Origin of the sequence: Collinsella sp. AM40-7AC (assembly GCF_003468125.1) — a bacterium.
GTDB lineage: Bacteria > Actinomycetota > Coriobacteriia > Coriobacteriales > Coriobacteriaceae > Collinsella > Collinsella aerofaciens_O.
The window spans coordinates 111527-137512 of the sequence record NZ_QSGK01000003.1; the positions used below are offsets into that span (position 1 = coordinate 111527).

A 25986-nucleotide genomic window follows, 5' to 3' on the forward strand; every position below is an offset into this window, starting at 1 on the left:
GCGAGATGCCTGCGACTTGCAGGCATCTCGCTTTATCTAAATAACGTGGTTGAGGCTCAACCTTTATGTGCAGGTCTTATCTTATCGATACGTTACGCTCTGTTGGGAGTCCTTGACTACGACGTCGTGGGCTCCGCCTTCGACGATGGAGGTGGAGCTGACCAGGGTCAGGCGCGCCTTTTCCTGGAGCTCGGGGATCGAGAGGGCGCCGCAGTTGCACATCGTGGACTTGACCTTGTAGAGTGTGCCGCCCACGCCGTCCTTGAGGGAGCCGGCGTACGGGACGTAGGAGTCGACGCCCTCGACGAAGCTGAGCTTCGCGGCGCCGCCCAGGTCGTAGCGCTGCCAGTTGCGGGCGCGCGCAGAGCCCTCGCCCCAGTACTCCTTCATGTACTGGCCATTAACGTTGACGCGCTCGGTCGGGCTCTCGTCAAAGCGGGCGAAGTAGCGGCCCAGCATCATAAAGTCGGCACCCATGGCAAGGGCGAGCGTCATGTGGTAGTCGTAGACGATACCGCCGTCGGAGCACACGGGCACGTAGACGCCGGTCTCCTCGTAGTACTCGTCGCGAGCGCGGCAGACATCGATCAGCGCGGTGGCCTGACCACGGCCGATACCCTTGGTCTCGCGGGTAATGCAGATGGAGCCGCCGCCGATACCGACCTTGATGAAGTCGGCACCGCAGTCGGCCAAAAAGCGGAAGCCCTCGGCGTCGACGACGTTACCGGCACCGACCTTGACGTCCTCGCCGTAGTTAGCGCGGATCCACTCGATGGTGCGCTTCTGCCACTCGCTGAAGCCCTCGGAAGAGTCAATGCACAGGACGTCGGCACCGGCCTCGATAAGCAGCGGCACGCGCTCGGCATAGTCGCGGGTGTTGATACCGGCGCCGACCATGTAGCGCTTATCGCCGTCGAGCAGCTCGTTGGGGTTGGTCTTGTGGCTGTCGTAATCCTTGCGGAAGACGATGCCCATGAGGTGATCGTTGTCGTCGACAATGGGCAGAGCGTTGAGCTTGTTGTCCCAGATGACGTCGTTGGCAACCTTGAGGCTGATGTTCTTGTCGCCCACGATGAGCTGCTCGCGCGGGGTCATGAACTCGGAGACCTTCTTCTGGTGGTCATCGCGGCTGGGGCGATAGTCACGGCTGGTGACGATGCCCAGGAGCTTGCCCTTGGGAGTGCCATCGTCGGTGACCGGCATGGTGGAGTGGCCGGTCTTCTCCTTGAGCTCGATGACCTGCTCCATGGTCATGTCGGGGGTCAGCGTGGAATCGGACTGAACGAAACCAGCCTTGTGATCCTTAACGGCCTTAACCATAGCAGCCTCGGACTCGGGGGTCTGAGAACCGTAAATGAAGGACAGGCCACCCTCGGTAGCGAGCGCGACGCCCATGTCGACGCCCGAGACGGACTGCATGATGGCGGAAACCATGGGGATGTTCAGGGTGATTGCCGGCTTCTCACCGCGCTTGAAGCGGGTTAGCGGCGTCTTAAGAGAGACGTTGTTGGGGATGCACTGCGAGGACGAGTAACCAGGAACCAGCAGATACTCCGAAAACGTGTGGGACTCACCGGGAAAGAACGTAGCCATGTTTCTCCTTTTTCCATGCGACCGGTCGGCTGCAGGCCTCGTAGGACCCAGCCCAACCTTGGGCGCCCAATACTGGGGAAGTATCTTAACGCACTTTGACTGCTACAATGCATGATTTAAGAAGAGCACACGAGGGTTTGACGCAGGCTTTGCGTTTGCCCAGCAAACACTTTAGCGGGGAGACGTGGAGCGTATGAAGTACAAGACGACGGCAAAGTTGGTCATTCAAGCGTGCGACAAAGACCTACCGGGCGTGTTCGGCCACGGCTGCGTCTTGCTGCTGCAGGGTATTGCCCACGAACACTCGCTCAACCGTGCCGCCAAGAGCATGGGCATGGCGTATTCCAAGGCCTGGCGCATCGTAAACGAGGCCGAAGGCCAGCTGGGCTGCAAGCTCATCGAGCGCGACGGAGCCCGCGGATCATCGCTCACCCCCGCCGGCGAGCGCGCCATAGCGGCCTACGAGGAGCTGCAGGCCGACATCAACAACGTCATCGCCACCAAAGCCAACGACCTCATCGCCAGCATCAATGCAGAGTAGTCCTTTTGGGACTGAATTGTTGTCCACCGTGCCCTCGGATTGAGGCTCGTGCCACAAAACGGGCCCATCTACTACGTTTAGCTGAATACCCTCGACCATACCGGACATTATGAAAATAAAACCGCTGGTAGACAGCTTGGCATTTTTCGAAATAGGCGGGTATGGTCGACCCCTATGGCTTAAACGTAGAAAATAGGCCGTTTTCGTGACACACACCCCGATTAGTTACTTTCGGAGCGCGTTGTCCAGGGTGGACGCTACAACCAGGGGGTCGTCGGTACCGGCGAAGAGGCGAATGGTGCTCCCCTGCTTGCCGCGCGGAGCAGAGAGTCGCGTCGTTGCGCCGCCGGCGGGCGATGTGCGAAACTCCCCCGGCAAAGCATCGAACAAATCGCCCGCACTGCGCTCGATAAGGTCAAACTCAACTGCCGGACCAAAGCCGTGCTCGAGGATTCCAGTTGCAACCGCATGGTCGGGATGCGAGCTCAGTCCAGGATAGCGCACGGCGTGCACCATCTCATTGGCAGCCAAGTACTCGGCCAGCGCACGTGCGCGGTCGAAATGTGCCTGCATGCGGGCATCGAGCGAGTCCAGCCCGCGCTCCAGCACACCGGCCTCATCAGCAGGCAAATCAAGTTTGACCAAGCCACAGCCCTCAAGCAGAGCATGCGCGCACTCGGCAGCAGCATCCACACGATGGCGCTTGAGCTGCGAGCGCGCGACCGATATGGCAACCAACTTGTGCGGAGCCTCACCGGCGCACACGCGGTCAAGTGCCTCGAGCGACAGCACGGCACCCAAGCGCAACGGATCGCACCCAAAGACACCAGCCACGGTGTTATCCACCACGAGCAGCGCATGAGCCTCACGCGCGGCACGTCCTAACGCGCGCAGATCGGGCACGCGCAATCCAAACCCACCAATAGAGTTGACGAACCACCACAGGTGCGGCCCCTCGACCTCAAACGAAGCATCAAAGCCCTCGGACGCAGCAGTAAACGCCGCAACCGACGGCTCCTCCACCATAGCCACGTCGCAGCACTCAAAGCCGCGCGCAAACGCATCGGCAAAGTCATCGGCAAACGCAACCAGGCGATCGCCGGGACGTACAATCCCCAACAGAGACAGCGCCGCCGGCACATGCGGCGCTGCAGCAAGACGCGCCTCACGCGCGCCGGCCCTTGCAGCCCAGGCCTCTTCTAGCTGCTGTACGTCCACGCGGCACCGTCCCTTCATAAGCAAAAAACCCACGATGCGGGTGTTCCCCGCATCGTGGGCAACGGCTGCAGTATAGCGCCGATAGGCGACGAAACGCCTAGATGCTGAGCGTGTGATAGGTCACGCTCGCACCCGGAGCGTCAACGGTCACGCCATAGGCCTCGGGTGGCCAAAAGCGTCTGCAACGTCGAGCATCTCAAAGTTGGCATCCCAGCTGTCAAAGATACGATGCACCAACACCGCGAGTTCCTCGGCACACAGCAGGGGAAACGGCGCATCTGCCGCACCCTGAAGCGCGACCGACCCGCCCGAGCATGCCTCGAACAACGGCATCAAAAATGGGTCGGTTAATGCCGGCGATGCGGTATACAGATACGGCACGCGCAGGACTTTGGCTTGGATGCCGTCGCGCGATGCATAGTAACGGCACAGGTCGTTGGCAGCGCGGGCGATAATGCCCTTGCCCGTCTGGGCCCCACTGGCGGCCGTGGCGTCGTCGTCACATCCGCCAGTGGTGCCCTCTGCACCCGCGGGCCCCGCAATAAACAGCAGCTGCACATTGCGTCCCATACAGGCACGAAACACCGAGCGCAGCAGCCCAATGTCGCCAAAAGTCACGGTATGCGGGGTGAGGTAGGTAGAAAGGTAGACCACGCGCTCAAACTCGTAGGCCTGGTCCAGGTGCTGGAGGAGCTCTTTCCACGAAGCATGGGGCGACGACTCATCGCGGCGCGCGTCCTGCGCGGCTACGACCTACACATGGTCGCCGGGGAACGCCTTGGAGCAAAAGTCATCGTCAACATATGCGGTGTTGCCAACAACCAGCACTTCCACGGCGTTCCCCCTCCCCAAAAATCTACTTTTGCCATAGTCAAACATGCGTATTGTACGCTGTAAAAGCGAGCCAAGGCGCCTTTAAGGCTGTTTTAAGAACTTTTTAGAGGATGTGAGAGCGGCAACTCATTCGACTTAGATTCATCGAGGAAATGCTATTCGCTCTGAAAAGGCACATCGCAATCTGCTGACAGCTCTGCAGGGAGAATGGCAGGCAATGTAAGCGCTCCCATGGGTGAAAGTCCAGTAACAACCATCAAATAGCTCTTTGCATGGGCATATGCCATCGAAATAGCATTTGAAAGAAGGTAGTGACGCGCCTCGTCATCGGGAGAGTTCATTGGCATTTGCGCTGAAACCGAGATGGATACTGTAACGCCAGCGTGCATCTTCTCCTGTGCACCTTCGTCTCTGTCAAGGAGGCTGCCAATTACGCACATCTTTAGACTTGCGCGTGCATCATTACCTTTTTTCGAAAGATGGACATCTTGGTAGCTAACGTCAACTTTTAATTCCATGTTATCCGAGGGCGAATCCTCGATATGGAAATCGGAGTCAACGACGAACAAATGAACGACTTGAATCGGAGCAATAAAATCCCCACTCATGCTGCCAAACCTCCGGAAATCATCTCGAGATTCACATGCGAGGACGGACGCTCGTTCCTAAAAGACCATTGCTCTCGCACGAAATTGTTGGATGAAAGAAACGGTAGCTCTTTAGAATAGCTAACGGTAACCTTAGGAACGATATTGATACCCAAAGCAAGCTCGAACCTAGCGATCGTCTTCAGCGTCATATTGGGCTGAGAATTCAACAGCTTCGAAAGCGACTGAAGGCTCACGCCCATACGCTTTGCCAAATCGCTTTTGCTTAAACCCAGACGCTTCATCTCGCGATGAACAATAAACTCGATATCTAGCGCGTGTTCATAAGCGCGTGTTTCGCTGGTTTCTGTATCGGCGTAAAAATCAGATAAATCTACTTTATTCATTGTGTTCTCCGTTTCGAAAGCCAGGCATATATGCCAGCTTCAAGGCTCCAGAAGCTGACACGCAATTACGGCTAACCGCTTGGCCGGCTCAATTTCTTTACTGATATTTCCCGACCCTTGATGCCCCTTAAACCAAAATAGAAGAACGATTTTGTCTACGCCCTGACATACGGCATAAATCATCTCGCGATTTGCCCCGTCAAACCCCTTAAGTTCATAGAGGCCGATCTTAGAATCAATACATCGCATCTTTGAGGTACCACTCGCAACTTTTAACCCATAATCATAGATTTTAGAAATCTGGTCGATCATTTTACGGGCGGCAAATTTCCGTTTGGGATCTGACATCATCTTCTGAAATTGAGAGTTATCGGGAGAAGTCGTCAGCTCCCAAAACGGACGGCCCTTGGGATCCCCATATTCGACAAGATCATATCCTTCAACCAAAGGCCACCTCCCATTTCTAGATACACTTAACTTATAAGTTAAGTGTATCTCTTTAAATACAAATAACAAGGTATAAGCTAGAATCCGCAGCCCTAAATCGATAAACAATCCAACCAAGTAGTGCTCAATCCGGAAGTATGCGGCAAATTCTAGAGATGCCGACCACGCTGGATAGTGTTAACGCGTCTACCTGCGGTTTCTGTTCATGAAAAGGGCGGTGTGCTTGAGGGTTCCGAAATTTGCCGCATACTTCCGACGGACGATTCCAGAAGTGCGGTGAAAAACCGAGATCTGCCGACCAGACCCCTGTTTTAGGCTTCCGAGACGTGCGGTTTTGTTGCCGAAAATCCGTTTGTGCTCGGAGGTTTCCGGTTTTCCCCTCTCTTCCGAAAATAGCGATAAAAAAACCCACTGTCCCAAAGCGAAAACGTGACAAATGCCCCTCGGAAAACAGCCCCTTAAACGCAAAAACCGCCTTTCGGCGGTTTCCACGGACCAAGCCGGACGTACCGTCGCAAGGCCTCATCACAGTAGGAACATTAAGGAAAAACCCAATCTCAGTCAATCCTTTACCGGCAAGCCGCAGCGAATTAAGGCTGAGCAGCAATGCGTCAGTAAAGTTACATGTGAGCAGAAAAACACCCGCAACTACGTCTTTCCCCAACCGAGATGTAAGTTTTGACAGGCCAAATCTTACATCCGAACAAAAAGAGGGCCGACGCATCAACCCTCTTCAGGTGTCGCCCGAAGGCTTACACCGCAATTGCCTATATTCTAGTCGATAGCCTTTGTTTGTCTATGGGTCCAACAGCCATCAGGACGTCATTAACGTTTTTACGTCCGCCAGCCTCAGCGCAATATAGTTTCTCATCATGAGCGCAATGAAGAGAGGCGGCCATCCAGCAGAACAGCCGCCTCTCCGCAGGACGTAGGCCCGTAGGTTGACTACGTCAATACCGCTCATTTACTCTATCGCCCGGGTTCCAAGGGGTCAATTCAATTTAAGAGAGCAGTCATTATCTTTCGCGAATCTGCATGAACGCAGCTGGCTATTATCATAATCTACCCGACGAGCAGGGCAATCCATTGGAAGCGTCTTTAGCATACGGGATGAGCATCTACGTCAACTGGCTCTTACCGATCTACTGCATGCACACAGTGTGAGAGAGCGACATCGTTGCCAGCACTGTCGTGATTACCGGGCGATTAATCGAGGAGCTCAGGTGCGCCGATGGCTGGATCGGCATCGTGCGATATGGCTGCTTTGAGCGGTTTCTACATCGGAAGACAAGCACGCCGAACAGTACATACAAGAAAAAAAGGACAACACTCTCTTGTCGAAAGCGTCGCCCTTAAAGCTCCCTCAGAGTTTTTGTATGATTACTAGGTATGCTACACCATCTCGTAGAGATGTACAGCACCGAGAATCGCTATTCCTAGCAGAACAAACACCGTGGATGCGGCGGTCCAATTACCATCAGCGTTATTGAAGCTTTCTCTACACTTAGATGTTCATCTCTTTAAACACGCTGTATAAAACATCTTGTGCAATTAGCCCACGATAAGATACAACAAGCTCACCTAAATCATCGAGCATCGCTTTCGTCTCGTCGTCAGGCAGAACACGGCAGAGCAGGGAGTACATATCGGAAAACCTTGCCCCTCTTACGACCGCACAATAGAGCCGCTCGTCATGCGCGCAAATATTCCTAAAGCCAGATAGAACTTGAATGACGCGAAGCAGCATTACCGGCTCGAGCCTGTGATTTCTATTTGCGGTTTGGCTGACCAACTTGCAGGCAGCATTTTGCACGCCGCGTTTTTGAAGCTGATAGAAGTGTGAGATATTGCCAAATGTCAGATCATTCTGAAGAACCCACAAGGGCACTGCACCGCATTTATTCAAATAATGCCTCACAAATGGGCGCATACGCTGCTCGTTTGATACCTTATCATTCAGCAGTTTTAGCAGTTCAGCAAGATTCTTCGAGTGCTGGTAACCCTTATTGCCTCGAAACGCCTTAGGCACGAGCAAATCACTAGACGCAACATAATTAGAACGATCCAGGTAGGCATCTGCAGCACGGTATTCATTGCAAAACGAATATACAACGGCGTTCTTAAGTACGGCCTCTGCTCTTGCAAGATAGGAAAATGTAAGTTGTCTAAGTTCTCTATCGAACAAAAAGAGATCGTAGATGTTCTTGAATGAAGTGCCCTCTCTAAAAACATCATCTAACGAGGACTGCGCAGCATTTTTATCAAGAAAAGGGCCTTTGTAGCCGTTTATAACTGCGTAATAGCTTTCACGTCTCAGGCAATCTACCGTGGTTGCATCAGTCGCCACCCCACGGCTCTCTAGGAGTTCAATTAGTGGAGCGAAAGTCTTAAACTCTTTTGCCAAAACAAGCTCCTAAAATCAAAGGGCCGTTGCCGGAATACTCCGGACAACGACCCTTCTTTGTCATCGCCTCACTTAGAGTCCACGACGACTGCATCACTACTGGTATAGTACCCTAAATTAATCGCTAATGCGGTGCATACAGGAATTACATTCTATGTTCGGTTAAATCGTTCATGAATCAACCATTGACCGGGGCCAGAACGCCGAGCTAGCGGCAACTGCTAAGATTCATACAGAGCCGCCTCCTCGTTAACATGTGACAGAATTTTTCGAGCGTAAGCGACTATCTAGTCAAACATAAGACTCCGCAACCTAAAACCCGGGCTGATATTGCCCAATTAGTCGTTCTAAGTAAAGGCGATCTTTTGCAATCAGAAACTCCCACAACCCGTCACCGTTCATCAGAATACGATTAAATGAATCGACTTCAATGGAAGACATACGAGTAGTAGAGACACAACGTTCCTCTTCCAGTCTTTGTCTAAATACGACTGCGTACCGAGGGCTCAACGGGAAGTAAACGCCGCAAGGATTTTCATCACTCTCGTCCTTCCACTCAGCATGCACAGGAAGTGACGAGGTTATAAACTCAGAGCCTTCTGGCGCTATATAAAACAGGCAATCCATGTCGAGCAATAAGACAAGTAAATCATACATTGGCGCGCCTTTATCGAACCTGAACAGCGCTGTATCCAGACAAGCAAGCTCGACAATGGCTTCAAATTCATTCCTGTAGCCAGCCAAATCCATTTGAGAAATGTCTTTGTCAGAGAAAAAGGCGCTCGACAACAATTCGACGGAGTGAGCGCCGACGTCACCCCTCACCTTGCTCAACCATTTAGGGTGCCTCGCAATAAGCGATGCAAGCAAAAATGCCAGTCGAGAAATCAGCGCAACGCACTCTTCACCTTTTGGCAGTTTTCCGGAATCAAGGCAACTGAGCAACAATCGGTAGGTAGGTGCAAGACTGTTCTCGATTTTCCCAAGAGTATCTTCGATGGCGCCCTTCTCGATGAATCCATCATTGCCCTGGGACACACGTCGTTTGACCTCATAGAGGTATTTTTCTGCACAAACATTTTCGGGCTTTGATCGGAAAGCGGGCTTCAATCCGCCAGCATCGCGCCTCACAACACTAAGGTAGCCCAAGTCATCGGTAAACGATTTGAGATAAAAACGCGGCACGTAGTGCTGATTCTTAACCCCAGGCACATTTACACCTCCACCAAAATCAGATTGCTTTAGCCTGCTACATAAAAGGGGTTGAAACCAGTACGGAAGTCTGAAACAAGAGAAATATACTTATCAGGAACGATTCCCAAGGCATCAGGATCTTCCGTTTCAAACAGAAATGATTGGACATCAACTTTATCCACAAGTGAATAAAACTTCGAAATGATTGTTCCTATCGCCCCACGGCTTTCCTTATCAAATGGCGACGAAACATGGTCAAATACAAGCAAGGGGCAAGTGGAATGTTACGCTTTGGAAGCAAGTAATGCATGAATGCAAAGTAACCGCAGATCTGCATCAACGAGTGACGAGCACGACTTCCAGTAAACAAATCAACGCTATCGTCCCTTTCGGAAAAGGTGGGCTGAAGCCCCACTCCTTCCTTTTGAAACTTGATATGAAAATCAAGTTGCTTAAAATCAGATTCAACAAAGGAGGACACCTGAGAAGCCGAGTGATACAAATCGGTTACGGTATCAGAAATGGAATTAATAGAAGCATTGTCATCAGAATGCTTAAGTTTAAGCAGCTCCCGTTTTAGACGAGAAATATCCGTTTTTACATCTTCAAGATCATCAGGCTTGCAGAGCGCCGAATACCGGGATAAATACTCATTTGCCACCAAAACAGCCTTGCTTTTTTCATTAAAGTCTAATGGATTAAACACCACGTTTGCAGCTGTTAACTTGGCTTCAAGTTGAGCCAGCCTGCTCTCTTTGCGAGCAAGTAATTCCTGTTGAAATCAAGGTCTTTTCGGGGTATCGCCGTTTCAATTTCACCAAGTAAATTGCAAGTTTGACCCAAAAGATCTGCTCTAGAACCATCGTCAGCAATCAGCGAGTTCAACCTGTCCAGAAGGCGATACCGTTTCTCATCCTGAGCCTTTGTCCCCTTAAGCTCGCGAATCATTTGTTTCTGAGCCTTGATATCGTTTCTTAGCTGATCTGCCTCAACAACATCGTTTGCCATCAAGCTAGAAGAAGAATTAAGTTCAATGGAAACAGCAGCCGTCTCAATTAATTCAGATACGACAGCAACATTCCTGCCATCGAAACGTTCGACGATTCCGAGCTTGGCCAGCTCTTGATTAACTGCTTCTAAATAGTGATTGAAAAAGTCACGTTGAGATTCTAGCTCGCGAGCTCGCTTGCTAAGTTCCGCTATCCTGCGCTGAAGGAACACGATTCGATCTGGGTTGGTGCTAAACAGATAATCAAATAAGGGTCTCTGCTTAACCCGATATTTAGTTTCGAGAAGCTTGCTGAAGAAGCCATTAATTCGGCCGACCGTCACTTCATTAAGAAAACAAAATAAGGTAAAAGTCCTATATGTCAGCTCTTGGCCGACATATTCAGAGAGGTTGGTAGGGTCATCCGCCGATTCCAGAAACAACGTATTGAGGTAATTTCTATATTCCGCGAGATCAGATACCTTGTAAGGTATTCCATCTATTACTAGTCCAAACTCATCGCCAGCCAAATCGCGATACAAGGAAAAACCATGGCCATTTAAAGAGATCTGCATCTTGGCCGCCTGTAACGACCCCTTGAACCAAGGCGACTCGGATAGCTTCTTCTTCTCAGCCCCGAGCATATAGTCGAGAAAATTGTAAAATTCGGTTTTTCCAGAGCTATTAGGACCCTGAATGTAATTAACGCCGCTCGAAAAGGAGTATCTAAACGACTCCCCAGAACAAGAGATTAGTTCCAAGCACTCAATGCTAAACATTACGAATCATCTCCGACAGAACATATTTATCGTCCAGGGAAGCAACTTCACTTATCAATTTTGGAATAAACGAATTGTTAACTCTGCAGCCCTGTGCTCGTCCTTCGTTACTGAGGCAGACGAAAGCATCTTCAATAGCAATAAAACCGCCTTCAGCGGCTATCTCAATGGCTTCAACTGAGTATTGAAGTTCATATAAGAACGACTCATAACCACCAGAAACCGCGCAGGTAGCTCTCTCGACTAGATTCTTTAAATGCCTGCCGTTCAACAGCCCGCTCCCATGAGATTCGATTGATTTCGACAAGAACATTAAAACCAACAATTTAGTAACGCTCATGCTGTCAGCGCAAGAAAGAATGGCAAGCAAATAGTCAAGATAAATACTGACCACTATTGCTCTTTGGCGAAGAAAAAGATCCTTTGAATAGCTAGTCATTGGTTTCGTCTTTCCATGAAATTTTTTTCTCAGTAGGTGTTTCTTCCCTCGTAAGCCAAATGCAAGATCCCCATTTTTCATGATCGTTATCCGCATAGCTATTTTGGCAGCGCTTAGTTTCTATTAGCCGTCGCATTGGATCGTCTTTGCCATCAAGCTTTAGCAGGTTACACGAATCGCAAAAGTTATTAAATGTAGCGCTTTCCAAACTAGCAACAGTGTCAGCCTGACACTTTGCAAGTCTCTCATAATTTATAGAGCGATAGTATTCACAGAAATACAGATGTTGCGTAATAAATGAAGCATCTTTCCGACAAGAGTGCAGTTGTCGATATTCACGCGATGACTCCCTGGCCTCAAGCAAATCGTCATCAGCGGCAGCCATCCATGCTGAGTAATCTGGCTCAAATCGTTTTGAAGAAATTTTTGCGCATATCTACTCGCAAAGCTGCATAAATGACTCATAGTCGATTTTATAAGGAATTGCTTTTAGCATCGCTTCGGACACATTAAACTGAATCCTTCTCCTCAACTCAGCAACTCGCTCATCAAATAAATCAACGTTCGAAGTAAGGTGAAAAATACTTGAAAGATTATCCCTAATCTCGGAATTAATTGCATTCTCGTTAATGGCGTAAGCACTCGCCTTCTCTTTGACACAAGAAAAGAGTCTGACAATGTCGTCATCATCTAAAGAGGCCTTTAGCTTCGCGGCATTTGACCTACTGGACTTTTTAGCCCTTTCATCAAGACCCTCAATAAATTGATTGGCGGTAATGGCATCAAAATGTACGGAAAGGCTTTTATCATCCGAATAAAGAAGCCAAAAGGAAGAAATCGACTCGTGCTTGCTAACGGCAAGAATCCAGTTCGTATAAATTTGGACAACATCTCGTTTAGCAACATTGGTATTTTTTACCTGAATAAGCCGAGATTCACAAAGTCCAATCCGCCCGCTTAATTCATCAAGGCTGGTAGAAGCTGAGATGTCATCAAGATATTCATAGCTGGCAACTGTATTAGGGTTTAACTCTGTCACCTGCTTCAGAAACACTTTCATCTGGAAAGCAAAACCTGCTTGCGAGAGTATTCCTGATAGATCCATATCACACCGCCATAAAGTCACTAATTAAAACAATTCTACTCCACCGTAGTCATTTAACTCGCATGACGGAGGGGCTAAGGCAATTTAAGTCCATCAAACTATGTCACATGATTCACTATTTAATTGCAGCCAAAATGAAATCGGTTGATATGTACAGTTCGCAGTACGTACCACGCCGATTAACCCCTTTCGGAACATGCAGCAATCGAAGGTGGCTGGGTCTTTCCCAGCTTCAAGTCACCGCTCATCTTCAAGACACCGTGCCCTTAGGTATAATTGATAGAACAGACGTACGAATCAAATGGATTGGAACGCCATGTCAAATGAAGCCGAAATCAAAGACCTCTTTACGGTTTACTACATGAACCATTCCAAGGTTTATGAGATGCGCATGCTGCTAAACAACAAGATTTGGAAAGAGGCCACAAGCGAAGAAGATAAGGCCGCTTCAGGCAATGCCGAGCTCCATGTAAAAGGAGAAGGAAAGGTCCCGCTCTTTTCGAAGTTTTCTGGGGACGTGGACGCAAACCTGGGACACGAGAAACGAACAAAGCTGATAGATACGCTCGAGTACATCAACACCAAGAGCCGAATGCTTGCTGAAATCAAGGGATACTGCCTTAGATTTGACGAAAATGAGCGTAAAGAGGGCGACCTCGTCTACATCGATAATGTAAGCCTCTCACTGCTCAACGAGGACGAAGTGCGCACCCTCATTACGATCATGTCGGGAACGTTCGATGGGATTACAATCCCGGAGGCCGGCGGCCTCGATGTGGGACACCTATTCCAGTCCTTCATTAAGTCGGGCACGTCATTCAAACTCATCGGGAAAATCGAGGGCGCTAATAGCGTTATTAGCAGCAACATTATCGTGAAAATCCCCATCGATGGAACGAATCTTTTTGAAAGCGGTTACTCAGTCGATGACCTCCTTATCGGCAAGGTCGGCATCATCGGAATTTGTAAAGGGAAAGTTCGTCCAGCGGACCTTCGTAGCTCGTACGAATTTTTTCAAACAAAGGGCAAGACAGCTGAACCAGTGAACGACGGCTTCATAGACGGATCAGCCAAAGTACGTGCAGGCGATTCGATCAAAGAAGAAGAGGCGACCGAAGCTATCTATATCGATGTCATCGCCATCATTCAGGCGGTCAATAAAAAGAGCGAATAAGACATGCTAAACTTAACTACATACAGGAGAGACCAGTTCGCCCGTCTAAAGGACAGGCTTAAAAACGAAGGATACGACTATACCTCAGCGTTATCACTTACCAGCACTGCAGAAATTGCACAGCAAGCTGGAGAGCGTAGTATGGCAGTCGATATCTCGTCGCTTATATCCCTGCCCGATTCTTCCGGCGGCAAAGCAGGCATAGTCGCAACATTTGAAGCCCTTCTCTATCAAATGCCCAAAAGCACTGTGTTTGTCGCCGACGAAACGGCGGCAAACAAATACGCCTACGAGATGCGCACTATATTTGACGCCGTACAGCCTTGTGATATCGAGAATAATAGTGAGGACCAAGCCGTGCTCTGTGAAGAGAAGCCGAAGCGTCTGATAGACCTTGACGACTCAGAGGCAAAAGAATTGCTCGACCAGTTCGCATGCGACCTCATCGGACAGGAACTATTCAAAGGTGAATTCCGCAAACAGGTCGAGATATTCAGGCTGTTTAACAGTATCGGCGAGCAGCCGATTCTCTCCCTATTCCTGATCGGACCCTCCGGTGTGGGCAAGACCGAGACCGCAAGGATTCTCAGTAAACTTCTCGCCCCGGGAGAACCACTACCTAAGGTCAACTTTGGCAACTACAGCAGCAAGGACTCGCTCAATTCGCTCATCGGCAGCCCGCGTGGCTATATGGGCAGCGAAGAAGGTGAGCTCACAATGAAGATAGAGCGAAGCAACTCAGGCGTTATCCTCATCGACGAGTTCGAAAAGGGGGATTCAGCAGTATGGAGCTTCTTCCTCGACCTGCTTGAGAACGGCAAATTCACAGATTCCCAAGGCGAGGAACACGACCTCAATGGCTATACCATAGTTTTCACCTCGAACACGCCAAGGACCGAGGTACATGGCAAGTTCCCACCGGAACTGCTCTCGCGATTCAATCTCAAGGTGAATTTCAAGCCCCTGAACGATAAGGAGAAAAAGACTTTCGTAAGCAGGTACATAACCTCGGTCGCCGAGAAATACCGTTCAAGTATCGACGAATCTGTCGAAGAGCCGAATACTATCGCTAAGCGGGCACTCCAGGAGATCGACATCGCAAACGAGGAGAACATCCGTGTCCTGAAGAATAACGCACGAAAATGGTTCGCGGACTATATAGCAGAGCAAAACAATGGTAACTGCTGACAACAAATAGGCGCTAGCTCCCGTGCCGGTCCTAGTGCCCACGCGCATGTTAGCGCCAGGCGATTTTAGTCACTAATAGCCAAACGCTTTGACCAATTTAGGTCACCGAATAATGCCCGCTGCGCTTTCCCGCCGCCACCATGCCGGCAAAGCTAACGCACCGGCAATAGGAGAACCATTAAGGTGAACGAGAGTCACGATAACCTACAGGAGATTATGGGCGCGGCGCTACGGAAGATGGGCGCCAAGCAGGGCAATGGGTTCAACTCGCAACGCTGCAAACTTGCTCAGTCCTGCGGAAGGACGAAGGCCTATTCGCAACCGGAACAATTAAGTCAATTTGCAAAAAAACTAACGGCACCAATAACTATTAATATGGCGAAATCGAATCAAAAACAATGGGAAGACCAAGTTCATAGTGGGTAAACGGCGAAACATCGAGTTCATCAAGAGCGCCATCTCCCCGACGGACCCAGAATTTTCCCTTTGCACACACAAAAGCAATCTCGACCAGCGGATGTCGATGCATTCCGTAGAAGCCGCCCATATCAATAGATACCGAATGAAGTCCCGGAGGAATCAAGTCGAGTATCTTCCTGTATTGGTACGAGGATTCCAAATCCTCCCCCTTGCCGCAGCCCGCTCCATAGGTGACGACAATTGTCGCAACTACCTCATATACGGGAAGATCGCTGTCGTTGCGAATTACGATACACGTATCGCCCGTAGGCGCTCTTTCAAGCCACGCAGCAATCGAAGATGGCTGCGCTAACTTCTCGGCCGTTTTCAAGCGCTTGTCATCTGTATTCATATGCCTTGTGTCGCGCCAAACAACAAATATCGTTAGACAAAGTGTGACAGCGGCGCAAAACGCCTGAATGCCAGTATAGAGGACAGTCATAATGCGCGATCTTCCCCGAAATCGTTTATTGACAGCCCTATAAATACACCGTTAAACAAAGTCAAGCAAAGCGGCCACTCACTCTTTAATCAGCTTGACGTTACTAAGCAAAACCGGAATACCAGTACCGGTATATCCCTTAGTGGAGTAAACCCTGAACTCAAGCCAATCGAAATCAGATAGATCAATTTCATTCGACGGAATGTCAGTAGGTGCGGTATTCATCGTAATGTGGTCCTTTTGCCAAATTACTTTTGAATCGGACCCATCGACAGAGCCCCTTAGTTCGAGTCTCGCCTCATAGTCCTTCAAGATGCTCGTGTCCTCTACGTATTCAACAGCAATTTTGCCATTCAACGAACGGTACTTCTTGCCGATATAAAATGATATAACCGAAGGAGAATCAGCACTATTAGGACGACCAACCCAAGTGTCGTCACTTGAATAACTATTGCCAGCAGTGTCTTTTTGAGAGCCTTCAATCAACTCAAAACGGCTGGAAGAAGCAACCGTAAGAGAGGTCAGCGCCACTTCAGAAACGCCTTCGAGCTCATCCAATAGGTCATTGATTCTTGCCGGATCTTTCACAATCTTCGAAGCAGCCTTCAAAACGCTTTTTGCATCATCATACTTTTTAGATGAGACCAGCTCGTTAGCCTTGGCTAAAACCTCTTCAGTGTAAGTAGACGAGTATTCAGCAAATGCAACAGCGCAGTCTCCAGATTTCTTAGAAGCCTTTGACAGCGAAGTCAAGGCTTCCTCAAGTTTACCGGAATCCCAGGCAGCGGTAGCGTCAGCAAGAACCTGCTTGCCCGCTTCCTCATCCTTGAGGGCATTGAGTTCCGCCTCGGCGTTAGCATAATCTCTATACGCGCTTTCAAGAGCCTCGTTAAGGCTCATGCTTTCTTCTACGGAATCAAAGCGCTTAGACAACTCGCCGACCATAGCAGACTGACCATGCAAATCGCCAAGATACGCCGACAGGAGGCACGGTATTATTGCAAACAAGATGCCGAAAATTACCGGATGATTAGCATAAAATCGGGACTCTCTAGTGCTGGGATCTTTATCAGCCATTATCTCTCCTAGCGCAAAACAAACAATATGAGTAACGCGTCTCTCAAAGGCACAAGCATGCCGAGCCAACAATTCGAAAGAAAACAGTGTGACAATCTGTTCAATCAATCGGACGAGCCGACAACCAACTTATTACTTCCGGCATTTTGTATAGCTCTATTGTTTAGCGACATGACAACCCCCAATAATCAGTCGACCAAATTCAATGGTCAACAAGTGGACGCTAACGTCATGCACCAGGCAGTGAACGCCTGAAACAATATTACTCCCCGACACTTTAGAAGAGCGCATCAGCCTATTATTTTCCGCCAAACGGTAGCCCGATGATCGAACTGTTTGGAACACAGCGGTGACGCAAAATTACTTTCGCAAATTGACAACCGCATAGCGGAACACGGCGCGCGCCCTGTCATTTGATTTTTAGCGGCTAAACAACAAATCACCGACGAAAGGGGGCACGGGCCGCGTCTGCGAACATCGCATCGGTAGACGAGGGGGCGCTCGACGCGCTGCTCAACGAGGAGCGTCCGAGCTTATCGGGCCGAGCGCTATAAAAGGACGGCGGGCCGGAAGACCTACCACAGCGGCTAGTACGCGAGATGGATCGTCACGGGCGCCGGGGTAGTTGATCTCAGCGTGCCGAAGCCCTTCGGAGCGGCCGCGAGGACGGTGCGCGACGGGTTCGTCGAGACACTGGCCTACACGGAGTTCCCGCCCGAGCACTGGCGCCAAATCAGAATGAACAACGGGATCGAGCGCATAAACCGCAAGATCAGGAGGAGGACAAGGATCGCCGGGACCTTCCCGGACGGCAACTCGGCCCTCATGCTGGTCACTGCGAGGCTGAAGTACATAGTGGAGCACGAGTGGGGCAAGAGAAGGTACCTGGACATGTCCAAACTGGAGGAGATGGACGAGCTGAAGGAAAAGGCGGAGGGCTAGAAGAGGGCGGGGCCGAAGACGGCTAAATCAATTTGCGAAAGAATCTTGACGGCATCATTTCATGCGCAAACAATGCAGGTATACCGTTTGACGACTTTTAAATAGCAGGATCCGTATAGCGGAAAGCCAAAGACTTTTAGAGCCATCGCGACTAAAAAGGGGCACCGGCCTTCGCCAATACCCCTCAAACCGACACGATACATGTCCCATAAGCAAATAGCCACCTGGCTATTTTCCACCCCTCGCGCTTACCAATGCGCGGCGCAGCGGACCCGGGAAGAAATAGGCATGATCATTGAACCAGAGACTAAGCTGATGCTTTTTACTAGAAGCACGCGGTCCCAAATACTCGTCAAGAACAGAATCGAAACCGCCTTTCTCATAATCAGCCCAAAACTCATCGGACCTGCCATTTGCGGGAAACACCGTCCTCAAAGGGGGATTGCCCTTAACCGCCTCGCCAAGCTCTTTGTCAATCAAGTGGACACCGTCAACGGATTTAAGCAAACCCATTCCAGCATCAGAATTAACAAGAACAAGGCTAATACCGTCTTCGGTATTTCTATCAGCGCGCGACTCCGAAACGTAGCCCCAGAAATCTGCGAGCGTGATATCGCTCAATCGGTCAGTCCCCGTATAGGGACACGAATGGCAAGCATTTTGCGTAATGTAATCACCGAGGAAAGCTCGGAGATAATAGTCGTCCACAGTGCACCAAGAACGTCTATCCCCGTTTTCAAACAGCATTTCAAGGCTGAATACTGTCCACGAAGGATCTTTCTTCCTAAATCGCGCAGAAACAGCCTTACTTCCAGCCTCCCTCTCACGATAAGAAACATAGTCGCCCCAAACCCTGGGAGACGGAGCGCCATGGCAAAGAACATCTACCGTCATAAGATTCGCGGAAAGTCGGCCGCGCGCCAATCTGCGCATCGCATCGACCTGGCAGGAAGTTCCGGAAAACAGAACCCTCTCACCGCGTTTAAGCAAATCAAGACAGTCTGACAGGGCCGCATCAATACGACTCTGAACATACTTCGAACCGCGCATCTTGGCGATGACATCAATATCGTTAGAGACAATGTGCTCAACAATCATATCTTCATTCATGACCGCACCGCACACCCAGCCGCCTTGACGCACAAAGGCATCAGCAAGAAGCATAAACATACCGCCAGATGTTGCGGCCAAACGACGGCCCCGATCCTTGTCCCAGGCAGCCATCGTCTTTAAAGGCCTGTGTCGTGAGGTTGGCGAACCAACAACGGGACATGCCCTAGAGCAAGCGCCGCAACCAACGCATAGCCCATCATCAACCGCCGGCCGATAGAAGCCGCGCTCATCCTGTTCGAGATTCAAGGCTCCCCTAGCGCACGCTGCCACGCATGCCGAGCAACCAAGGCAATTATCTGAAGCTGGTAAACCAATTGTCTCTACATTACACACGTTAATGTCCTACTTTCAATGATTTCAAGAGAGTTTTAGCTATCCTGCGATACCTATATAGCGTGAACAGCATGAAGAGGAGGGAGCAGACGACAGAAACCAGAGTTGCGAATGCAAAACCAAATGAAATGAGGACACATTCAACAAGCAGCAGCCCGAGTCCAATGATCTGATATGGGATGTCAACATCAATGTTAATTAGTCTCTTTGTGTCATAAGCCCTCATGAGTGAAATCAAAACATAGGCAACAACACCAGCAATGATGGGCCCCCATGCCCCGATCGCAAAAGAGAGCAAAGCGCCAAGCACCACATTAACAAAAGCGCCAACCATAGTTGTCACAAATATCATGCCGTTGCTCTTAGCCGCGTTGTATAGAGTGCCGAAATAAGTCGAATATCCACTAATGACAGAACTGAGCATTAGAAAAGGAACGAAGACGTAAGCGGCAAAAAAATCACCGCTAAGCATAATGCGCGAAAGTGGAACGGTCAGTGCAATAACCAATGAACCAGCACACAAAAGGAATGCAGTAAAGACCTTAAAAACTGTTCCGAAGGAACTCCTAGAATCACTTGCATCGTATTCGCGTGCTGAGAAAATTTGCCACGACTGCTGGAAAATGGTAACAACCATATTCATCACCGCAGGCAACTTAGAAGCGGCTGTGTATAGTCCTGCGACATCGGCGCCTTGCGAGAACATAACGATATAACGACCGGAGAGATTAACAAACCACCAAGCTAGGGCGTTAGGAATCATTGGGAGGCTATAACGCAGCAGGTCTCGAGCCAGTGGTTTTGAAAATGCACCCATACTGGCAAAGCGCCAGACTTTGGCCCCAAAAATGACAAGTAAAAGCTGAATGCCCTGCGACAGAATCAGCGCCAGCAGGTAGCCATTTACGCCCATGCCAAAGACGCCGAGGAAAAGGTAACCGGCACAGAACAACGTTAGTGCACCCAAAACCCCCGATGAGGCATAAAGTCGAGTCTTACCGATACCCTTGGAAAATTGAAGGCAAATCACTTTAAAGGAAGTAATAAAGCAGAGAATGACCAATTGCCCTGTGTAATCAAAGCCAGTAAATGAATAGCCGAAAATTCCCGCAGCTGCCACAACTGGCAAAAGGAAAAGAGCGATACTGATACCCGTAGAGAATACGGCCTTATTATCGGAGTCCCGGTCGATTGAGAAACGAAACACGCCCTCATAGACACCGAGGCAGCAAAGGGGATAAAGCAATTCGGCAGTATTGTTTACAAGCTCACCAATACCGTATTGCTCAGTAGTAAGCAGTGCGGTATACATCGGAAGCAATAGGAACTGTATCAATTTCGTAAGCATGTTGCCGGCAGCAAAAACTGCAGCATCGCTTACAAGCGCCTTATAGCTTTTCTTCATTTATTACATTTCCTCAATAACGGATTTCAGACCATCATAATAATCGGCAGCGAAAGCAGGAGCGGAAACGCCATCCGGGAAGCGCTTCATGAAAGCGGACACAAGCCCTGGGACCTCCTCAAGATTGTCAGCAACAACAATCCCCTCATCCCCTGCATCTGTAAACCATTTGGCACCTGAGACAACCTTGTGATCATTGGTCTTAAGAACCACAACGGGCGTTCCGGCAATACGGGCAAATATCGTGCCATGATAACGATCGGTAACAATAACGCACTTTTGCGAATAAGATTCGATGACGCCCTCGATTCCGGTCCAAGCATCATGAGAGTCCAGATCGATACCATCCCATTTAACGGTGGTGTCAGTCCGAGAAACATCACAAAGACCGGAAAGAGCAGAAGCAAGCTTATCGATGGCCGCATAAGAGTACAGCTTCTCGCCATCATTTCGAGCGCAAAGCAATACACCTTCGCGCTGGTTATCAAAGGAATATTTCCCAATCAATGAGGTCACAACGTCAGGATAAAGACGGACATCAAGTCGAGGATACAAATCTCGAGCAATCTGTGCAGAGACGGCATCCCTAGCCAAAAACAAAGTATTAACGTGTGACCCTATTGCCTTACGGTCCAATTCTTTACCACGTTTGCTGTTAAAACGAATTGAAGTCGGGAAAAAAACAATTCTGTTATCGGGAAAACAAGTTGAAGCAAGCCTATGCGGCGTCTCATCGTCGTGGAGTCCGTCCATCGTATGACCACTCTGCATGACAATCAGATCATTAGGGCGAATTAGATTCTGAATCATGCGGACAATCCTGCTGGTACCGGCGTTAAATGCCTTACTTGGAATTTTAATAATTTCAGCTTCCGAATAATTATTTTGGAGCCATTTTTCAATAACAAATTTTTGAGCTTGATCTCCCAAATTCGGGTGAGTGGGCACCCCAAAATACCAGATACGCATGCCGCTAGTCTTATCTAGTCTAGCCATTGAATCAACGAGCTCATTGTTCAGCTTGCGCATCGCAGGATAATGCATAGCAGTACGCACCGTAATCCCCACAGTGCGATTTACACCTTTTGCGATACCGGAAACAAAGGGGACGGACTTAATAGCCATTTTCAGCTTATTATTCATATTACATCCTAACTAAGAACTTATTTACTGTGGTAAACGATTAATTACAAGAGTGAATCGACGGGATCACGAAAAATGAGTTCACACGGCACAATTAAATACTTAGGGCTCAGTAAAACAGAGACATAAACCGCGACAAGTCAGCCGTATAAGGAACGATTCCATACCATTCAGGCCTAAATAATTGAACAACAACGAAATACATAACAGAAATCGCAATCAATGAGAACCGAACGAAACGCGTTTCTCCGTCATTAGCTGCCTTTAAAACGAGAGGCAAAGCAACAAGAACAAGAGGCGCGAAATAGTATCCGAATCGAGCAACAATTTGTACTTTCATACCGACGGCGGAAAAGACAAGCCAGAGCAGTTCACCCCAGCGCAAGGCAAGGCTGACGGACTTACCTTGAGCCACGCCCTCAGCGCGGTCAGCAACTTTTAGATAATTAAAAAATATGCCGACGAGCAGGGCATTAAATAGAAGTGAAATTAGAGCGCCAAAATAGTTTGACCCCATAAAGTCCGCATCATAAAAACTATTTTTGCCCAGGACTGCCGCGACCGCGTTAAGGAGTGGATTGACAAATAGAAAGCTGAATATAGCTCCAATTATAAGAACTGTCATGCTCATTAAGTTAATTTCAACCTTGCTGAGAGGGATGAGAGCAAACAGCACGAGAGCGGACCTATGGAATGAGGCGGCAAGGAACACGAGTAGAATAAATACAGGAACCTTACGATCCCTAAGTACAATTATTGCAAGCATACCGATTGCAATAGCAATTGCCTCGCGCATGATGTTCAGATAACTCGGAAACAGCAGGCACAAAAATAGCACAGTGGGCAAAATAGGCTCATCAGCGAGCTTAAAAATAAATAATGCAGTGCAGAGACATATAACCGCACTTGATGCTACGAGAAGAATCTGAAAATCACCGCTGATGAGTGAAAGAACCTTGCAAAATAATAGGAAACCGTACTCAAATCTGTCTGTCATCTCAACAAGAGAAGAGAACGGCAAACGAGAGGCACTTATAAACGCTCTACAGTGCATTTCAGTATCAATACCAACTGAACTTGATCGCACTGAAGCAACAAAGAAAATTGCTGAAAAAGTGACTAAAAGATAGGTCTTTTTAAAGGAAGCGGAACGTTCAGGCCGTAATACAAAACCAAAAACTACCGCAAAGACAATAAGCTGCAAATATACCAACATTTAGATAGTCACCCTACTCCTTAGGTGCGGGCTGCGACATATCTACATTGTTTTTAATAACTACTCTATACATCCATTTCCCTCAATGCATCTCAATAAGAGAATTACCTTCATCAGCAATACTTTGCAGGTTCCGAGTTCAACCAATCGACTAAATTGAATCCTTGTGTAAAGCGATCCGTATCATTTGTTTTTCCCCCCCCCCCCGAACAGAGGCGGGATGATAAACCGAGCATGCAATATCGGGGCGTCGCATCGCCGTAAAGCAAATCTTGTTCGTGTGCTCCAAAGAATCAAACGCCCTAAGATCTTCTTCGCGACAATCATTCATCTGGCTGAATTTAATAAACAGATTGTCCCAGTTCACCCTTTCAACCCGTCGCTCCCATTTAGCTCTAGCCTCCTCAGGCGTTGGATAATGTAGAAATACAATCTCAACGTCATCGATAATTCCAACAGGCTTACTCAGCTCATTGCGAGATTTCAAAGTCTCGTAATGAGCCGAATCACAAGAATCGATGAATTCTATGGGCGTATTCAGATAGTGCCTTAAATCTCCCGCGAACTTTACGTATTCAGTTCCAAAAAAATACAGCCCTGCTGTAGGCGATTGATACGGTAAGCCGAAATACCGATAGACCGTTCCGGCCCAACAATTATTGGAAATAATAGAAAAATCGCTTCGTGTCAGATGATTTTGCCTACCCTTAGAAAAACGACTGTTAGTTTTCTCTCTGATTACCCGTTCAGCAATTCCAAAATAGTCTTTATTCATGTCTAGGTCCTTCAACCAAAACCACACCCGTTGCATCGAAAAACGCATCTAACGCTGAGCAACAAGCCCCTCGTAGAACTCCATCAATTTCTTTGCATTAGCCGCTGCCGAATAGCCAGCGGAGGTTAATTTCTCAACAGCTCCGCTATCACGACCAACCGACATAGCATCAGCAAGTGCAGAGGCCCATACAGCATATGGCTCATTTAAACCGACAAATCTACTCACGCCCGTTATGTCACTTTCCTCAGGAACGCCAGTCGAAAAAACACAACGAAGCCCAGAGGCTTGAGCTTCAACAGCAGAGACAGGAAGCCCCTCATATAGCGAAGGCATAAAGAAGACGTCGAACAGCGAGTAAAAACGAGCGACGTCAACGCGCACGCCGGGCATGACGACGGATTCGTTTACACCAAGCTCCTTAGCAATGGCCCTAACTCTGTCCATGCCATCTCCAGCGCCCAAAATCACCCACTTAACATTAGGAATACTGCGCTTCAGCTCTGCGAACACCTTGACGCCAAATTCAAAGTTCTTTTGCTTGACAAAACGACCGACACTTCCAATAACGGGGTCACTATTGCCAATGCAGAGTTCAGCACGCAGGGAAGCATTGGAGCTATCGTCATATGCATAATTGCTGAGTACGATTCCATTTTTCATTACAGCAAACGGCTTATTTCCAAACAGGTATCTACCAGCTTCATCAGAGCACGCCACCCCATCAGTTGCATACCTCTTGCCCCACGCAATCAACGGAGCATTTCGAACACGATGAAGAACGTTGTCAGATGAACTATTCAGATGACTATGTAGGACACGATGTTCGATGCCGGCACGCTTAGCCTCCCTGAGAACGCAAAAAGCCGAGTTGGGCATATGACAATGCACGATATCGTACTCGCGTCCATGCTTAACGAAAAACTCTTCGACTTCTTTAATGAACTGGCCAAGCCCCGCAGAAGCGAAAGACACCGTATAGACACGAGAACCGTGCGCAATAAGCTCCTGATCATAAGTGCAGTCACGCAAGGGTTTACCATTCAATGTTGCATGGTGTAGATAATCAAATACAACTCGATGCTCATCAATGCCCAAAGACATGTTATGAACAAATTGAGAAACACCGGCAGAACGACTTAATGAGGGAACCACTTGGAGAACATGAATTGGAGATGAGGTAATCAAGCTAGTCAACCACCGTAACAATTGCGTCGGCATGAAAACGAGCAGAAACGCATGATTGGGCATTCTTTGAATAATTCCCTATGGAAATCAGCATGACCAATTCCTCCCAATAGGGTAGTTTCAATAGACCGCGAATCGCTTTTTCAGGACCTCGTCTTAGCATTGTATTGAGCGGACAAGAAGCCAAACCCTGCTCTTCAAGTGCCAGCAATAACGCCATTGCAAAAATGCCGCCATCAACAAAGCCCTCGTTACGTTCTTGCGGTCCAAAGTAAACCCGATTATCAACCGTCAACACGACGAGCATTGGAGGCATCGCGTAGCCTCTGAATCCACTTGTAATTCCTAATGTCTCATGGATGAGTTCCTGGTTATTGATAATCCGAACTCTTGTTGGTTGTCGATTGCATGCAGACGGAGCTTTGGTGGCCGTCTCGATAGCATTAATGACCTTTGTCAACGAAACGGGAGTATCAGAATACTCTCTAACAGAATGACGGTTACTTAATAGCTCGTCAACAGAACCTGGAATAATGCCTGCCACAGCAAAATCATGAGCGATTTTGCAGCTTCCACCGGGATATAAAGGCTTTGAATCCAGTTTAGAAAACAGTTGGTCGCCAATTGCTTGCATAAACATATGCGTATATTCAGAACTATTCTCATGTCTGTCACGATATTCGATTAGCGCACCCAAGGCGGATTGATAGGCCAGGCTATCCGTACTTCCACCCATATCTTCAAAGACATGCATGTAGCGAGAGAGTTCGGCGAGGACCTTCACTCCAAATCCAGCACGAAAGTCCTCGTGGCTCAACCCTTTTTCAAGCTGATGGGTACAATAAATTATATGAGCTTCTGCTTGCTCTGCATATTTGATCTTGTTTCGAGAATAAGACTTCCCGAACCGTGCCGCCTGCCGCATTGAAGCGGCGAGCAAACTTGGATAGCCATTAAAAATGGCCCTCGCAACCCCCATGACAGGATCAGGCAAA

Annotated in this window: 25 protein-coding genes and 1 pseudogene; 4 read left to right on the forward strand and 22 right to left on the reverse strand. The window is 48.9% G+C overall.

The features are described 5' to 3' along the window. Positions 1-81: 81 nt before the first annotated feature. Positions 82-1593, reverse strand: coding sequence for an IMP dehydrogenase (locus DW892_RS03570; protein ID WP_117765727.1), 1512 nt, complete (start codon positions 1591-1593; stop codon positions 82-84). 193 nt (positions 1594-1786) lie between these two features. On the opposite strand from DW892_RS03570, the gene DW892_RS03575 reads away from it, so the two are divergent. Beyond that, on the forward strand, positions 1787-2134 hold the full coding sequence (locus DW892_RS03575; protein WP_117765729.1) for a winged helix-turn-helix domain-containing protein: 348 nt from the start codon (positions 1787-1789) through the stop codon (positions 2132-2134). Between the two features lie 225 nt (positions 2135-2359). Here the strand turns inward: DW892_RS03575 and DW892_RS03580 are convergent, their stop codons facing one another. The 12 genes from DW892_RS03580 to DW892_RS03630 all read right to left on the reverse strand — a co-directional run bounded on the left by DW892_RS03580 (position 2360) and on the right by DW892_RS03630 (position 12536). Further along, the gene (locus tag DW892_RS03580; protein WP_158561595.1) at positions 2360-3352 is read right to left on the reverse strand and encodes a PLP-dependent transferase; all 993 of its coding nucleotides are present in this window, start codon (positions 3350-3352) and stop codon (positions 2360-2362) included. Between the two features lie 147 nt (positions 3353-3499). Further along, on the reverse strand, positions 3500-4006 hold the full coding sequence (locus DW892_RS03585) for a hypothetical protein (protein WP_117765733.1): 507 nt from the start codon (positions 4004-4006) through the stop codon (positions 3500-3502). A 335-nt stretch (positions 4007-4341) separates the two neighbouring features. After that, positions 4342-4794 (reverse strand): hypothetical protein, encoded by a 453-nt coding sequence (locus DW892_RS03590; protein WP_117765735.1) that lies wholly within the window; start codon positions 4792-4794, stop codon positions 4342-4344. Next, positions 4791-5180 carry a helix-turn-helix transcriptional regulator gene (locus DW892_RS03595; RefSeq protein WP_117758172.1) on the reverse strand — a complete coding sequence of 130 codons (390 nt, stop codon included), beginning with the start codon at positions 5178-5180 and terminating at the stop codon, positions 4791-4793. Before DW892_RS03595 ends, DW892_RS03590 begins: the two co-directional genes overlap by 4 nt. A gap of 39 nt (positions 5181-5219) precedes the next feature. Then, positions 5220-5627 carry a hypothetical protein gene (locus DW892_RS03600; RefSeq protein ID WP_117765737.1) on the reverse strand — a complete coding sequence of 136 codons (408 nt, stop codon included), beginning with the start codon at positions 5625-5627 and terminating at the stop codon, positions 5220-5222. Positions 5628-7131: 1504 nt separating this feature from the next. Next, complete coding sequence (locus DW892_RS03605) at positions 7132-8031, reverse strand: Abi family protein (RefSeq protein WP_117765739.1); 900 nt, start codon at positions 8029-8031, stop codon at positions 7132-7134. Between the two features lie 312 nt (positions 8032-8343). Beyond that, positions 8344-9243, reverse strand: a complete 900-nt coding sequence (locus tag DW892_RS03610; RefSeq protein ID WP_117765741.1) for a DUF4238 domain-containing protein — start codon at positions 9241-9243, stop codon at positions 8344-8346. A 29-nt stretch (positions 9244-9272) separates the two neighbouring features. Beyond that, positions 9273-9407, reverse strand: coding sequence for a hypothetical protein (locus DW892_RS10625; protein ID WP_255415162.1), 135 nt, complete (start codon positions 9405-9407; stop codon positions 9273-9275). A gap of 29 nt (positions 9408-9436) precedes the next feature. After that, positions 9437-9886, reverse strand: coding sequence for a hypothetical protein (locus tag DW892_RS10290; RefSeq protein ID WP_147349839.1), 450 nt, complete (start codon positions 9884-9886; stop codon positions 9437-9439). Between the two features lie 59 nt (positions 9887-9945). Then, a complete protein-coding gene (locus DW892_RS03620) occupies positions 9946-10992 on the reverse strand; it encodes a hypothetical protein (RefSeq protein WP_117765745.1) in 1047 nt (348 codons plus the stop codon). Continuing rightward, on the reverse strand, positions 10985-11431 hold the full coding sequence (locus DW892_RS03625; protein ID WP_147349840.1) for a hypothetical protein: 447 nt from the start codon (positions 11429-11431) through the stop codon (positions 10985-10987). The genes DW892_RS03620 and DW892_RS03625 overlap by 8 nt, the downstream gene beginning before the upstream one ends. A 436-nt stretch (positions 11432-11867) precedes the next feature. Then, entirely contained in the window at positions 11868-12536 is a 669-nt protein-coding gene (locus tag DW892_RS03630) for a hypothetical protein (RefSeq protein WP_117765749.1), read from the reverse strand. A gap of 301 nt (positions 12537-12837) precedes the next feature. On the opposite strand from DW892_RS03630, the gene DW892_RS03635 reads away from it, so the two are divergent. Further along, positions 12838-13710 (forward strand): hypothetical protein, encoded by an 873-nt coding sequence (locus tag DW892_RS03635; protein ID WP_117765751.1) that lies wholly within the window; start codon positions 12838-12840, stop codon positions 13708-13710. Between the two features lie 3 nt (positions 13711-13713). Then, the gene (locus DW892_RS03640; protein WP_117765753.1) at positions 13714-14898 is read left to right on the forward strand and encodes an AAA family ATPase; all 1185 of its coding nucleotides are present in this window, start codon (positions 13714-13716) and stop codon (positions 14896-14898) included. A gap of 370 nt (positions 14899-15268) precedes the next feature. On the opposite strand, the gene DW892_RS03645 is transcribed toward DW892_RS03640, so the two are convergent. Together DW892_RS03645 and DW892_RS03650 are read right to left on the reverse strand one after the other, a co-directional pair. Beyond that, positions 15269-15799 carry a hypothetical protein gene (locus DW892_RS03645; RefSeq protein WP_117765755.1) on the reverse strand — a complete coding sequence of 177 codons (531 nt, stop codon included), beginning with the start codon at positions 15797-15799 and terminating at the stop codon, positions 15269-15271. Positions 15800-15877: 78 nt separating this feature from the next. Continuing rightward, a complete protein-coding gene (locus DW892_RS03650; RefSeq protein ID WP_117765757.1) occupies positions 15878-16876 on the reverse strand; it encodes a hypothetical protein in 999 nt (332 codons plus the stop codon). 654 nt (positions 16877-17530) lie between these two features. On the opposite strand from DW892_RS03650, the pseudogene DW892_RS03660 reads away from it, so the two are divergent. Next, positions 17531-17818: pseudogene (locus tag DW892_RS03660) on the forward strand (transposase); the annotation flags it as partial. Positions 17819-18046: 228 nt separating this feature from the next. On the opposite strand, the gene DW892_RS03665 reads toward DW892_RS03660, so the two are convergent. The 7 genes from DW892_RS03665 to DW892_RS03695 all read right to left on the reverse strand — a co-directional run bounded on the left by DW892_RS03665 (position 18047) and on the right by DW892_RS03695 (position 25985). After that, a complete protein-coding gene (locus DW892_RS03665) occupies positions 18047-19264 on the reverse strand; it encodes a Coenzyme F420 hydrogenase/dehydrogenase, beta subunit C-terminal domain (protein WP_117765763.1) in 1218 nt (405 codons plus the stop codon). Between the two features lies 1 nt (position 19265). Further along, a complete protein-coding gene (locus tag DW892_RS03670; protein ID WP_117765765.1) occupies positions 19266-20669 on the reverse strand; it encodes a lipopolysaccharide biosynthesis protein in 1404 nt (467 codons plus the stop codon). Between the two features lie 3 nt (positions 20670-20672). Beyond that, positions 20673-21812, reverse strand: a complete 1140-nt coding sequence (locus tag DW892_RS03675; protein WP_117765767.1) for a polysaccharide pyruvyl transferase family protein — start codon at positions 21810-21812, stop codon at positions 20673-20675. Positions 21813-21921: 109 nt separating this feature from the next. Then, positions 21922-23016 carry an EpsG family protein gene (locus tag DW892_RS03680; protein ID WP_187364974.1) on the reverse strand — a complete coding sequence of 365 codons (1095 nt, stop codon included), beginning with the start codon at positions 23014-23016 and terminating at the stop codon, positions 21922-21924. Between the two features lie 163 nt (positions 23017-23179). Continuing rightward, the gene (locus DW892_RS03685; protein ID WP_158567020.1) at positions 23180-23803 is read right to left on the reverse strand and encodes a DUF1919 domain-containing protein; all 624 of its coding nucleotides are present in this window, start codon (positions 23801-23803) and stop codon (positions 23180-23182) included. A gap of 48 nt (positions 23804-23851) precedes the next feature. Continuing rightward, positions 23852-24991, reverse strand: a complete 1140-nt coding sequence (locus DW892_RS03690) for a glycosyltransferase (RefSeq protein ID WP_199577665.1) — start codon at positions 24989-24991, stop codon at positions 23852-23854. A gap of 1 nt (position 24992) precedes the next feature. Next, the gene (locus DW892_RS03695) at positions 24993-25985 is read right to left on the reverse strand and encodes a nitroreductase family protein (RefSeq protein WP_187364975.1); all 993 of its coding nucleotides are present in this window, start codon (positions 25983-25985) and stop codon (positions 24993-24995) included. Position 25986: the final 1 nt, after the last annotated feature.

What these genes read in the sequence shown, in the direction of transcription:
- DW892_RS03685 (WP_158567020.1), bottom strand. Translation starts at nt 23,803, where the DNA reads ATGAATAAAGACTATTTTGGAATTGCTGAACGGGTAATCAGAGAGAAA.
- DW892_RS03595 (WP_117758172.1), bottom strand. Translation starts at nt 5,180, where the DNA reads ATGAATAAAGTAGATTTATCTGATTTTTACGCCGATACAGAAACCAGC.
- DW892_RS03575 (WP_117765729.1), top strand. Translation starts at nt 1,787, where the DNA reads ATGAAGTACAAGACGACGGCAAAGTTGGTCATTCAAGCGTGCGACAAA.
- DW892_RS03570 (WP_117765727.1), bottom strand. Translation starts at nt 1,593, where the DNA reads ATGGCTACGTTCTTTCCCGGTGAGTCCCACACGTTTTCGGAGTATCTG.
- DW892_RS03620 (WP_117765745.1), bottom strand. Translation starts at nt 10,992, where the DNA reads ATGTTTAGCATTGAGTGCTTGGAACTAATCTCTTGTTCTGGGGAGTCG.
- DW892_RS03650 (WP_117765757.1), bottom strand. Translation starts at nt 16,876, where the DNA reads ATGGCTGATAAAGATCCCAGCACTAGAGAGTCCCGATTTTATGCTAAT.
- DW892_RS03675 (WP_117765767.1), bottom strand. Translation starts at nt 21,812, where the DNA reads ATGAATAATAAGCTGAAAATGGCTATTAAGTCCGTCCCCTTTGTTTCC.
- DW892_RS03670 (WP_117765765.1), bottom strand. Translation starts at nt 20,669, where the DNA reads ATGAAGAAAAGCTATAAGGCGCTTGTAAGCGATGCTGCAGTTTTTGCT.
- DW892_RS03645 (WP_117765755.1), bottom strand. Translation starts at nt 15,799, where the DNA reads ATGACTGTCCTCTATACTGGCATTCAGGCGTTTTGCGCCGCTGTCACA.
- DW892_RS03590 (WP_117765735.1), bottom strand. Translation starts at nt 4,794, where the DNA reads ATGAGTGGGGATTTTATTGCTCCGATTCAAGTCGTTCATTTGTTCGTC.
- DW892_RS03625 (WP_147349840.1), bottom strand. Translation starts at nt 11,431, where the DNA reads ATGACTAGCTATTCAAAGGATCTTTTTCTTCGCCAAAGAGCAATAGTG.
- DW892_RS03630 (WP_117765749.1), bottom strand. Translation starts at nt 12,536, where the DNA reads ATGGATCTATCAGGAATACTCTCGCAAGCAGGTTTTGCTTTCCAGATG.
- DW892_RS03635 (WP_117765751.1), top strand. Translation starts at nt 12,838, where the DNA reads ATGGATTGGAACGCCATGTCAAATGAAGCCGAAATCAAAGACCTCTTT.
- DW892_RS03640 (WP_117765753.1), top strand. Translation starts at nt 13,714, where the DNA reads ATGCTAAACTTAACTACATACAGGAGAGACCAGTTCGCCCGTCTAAAG.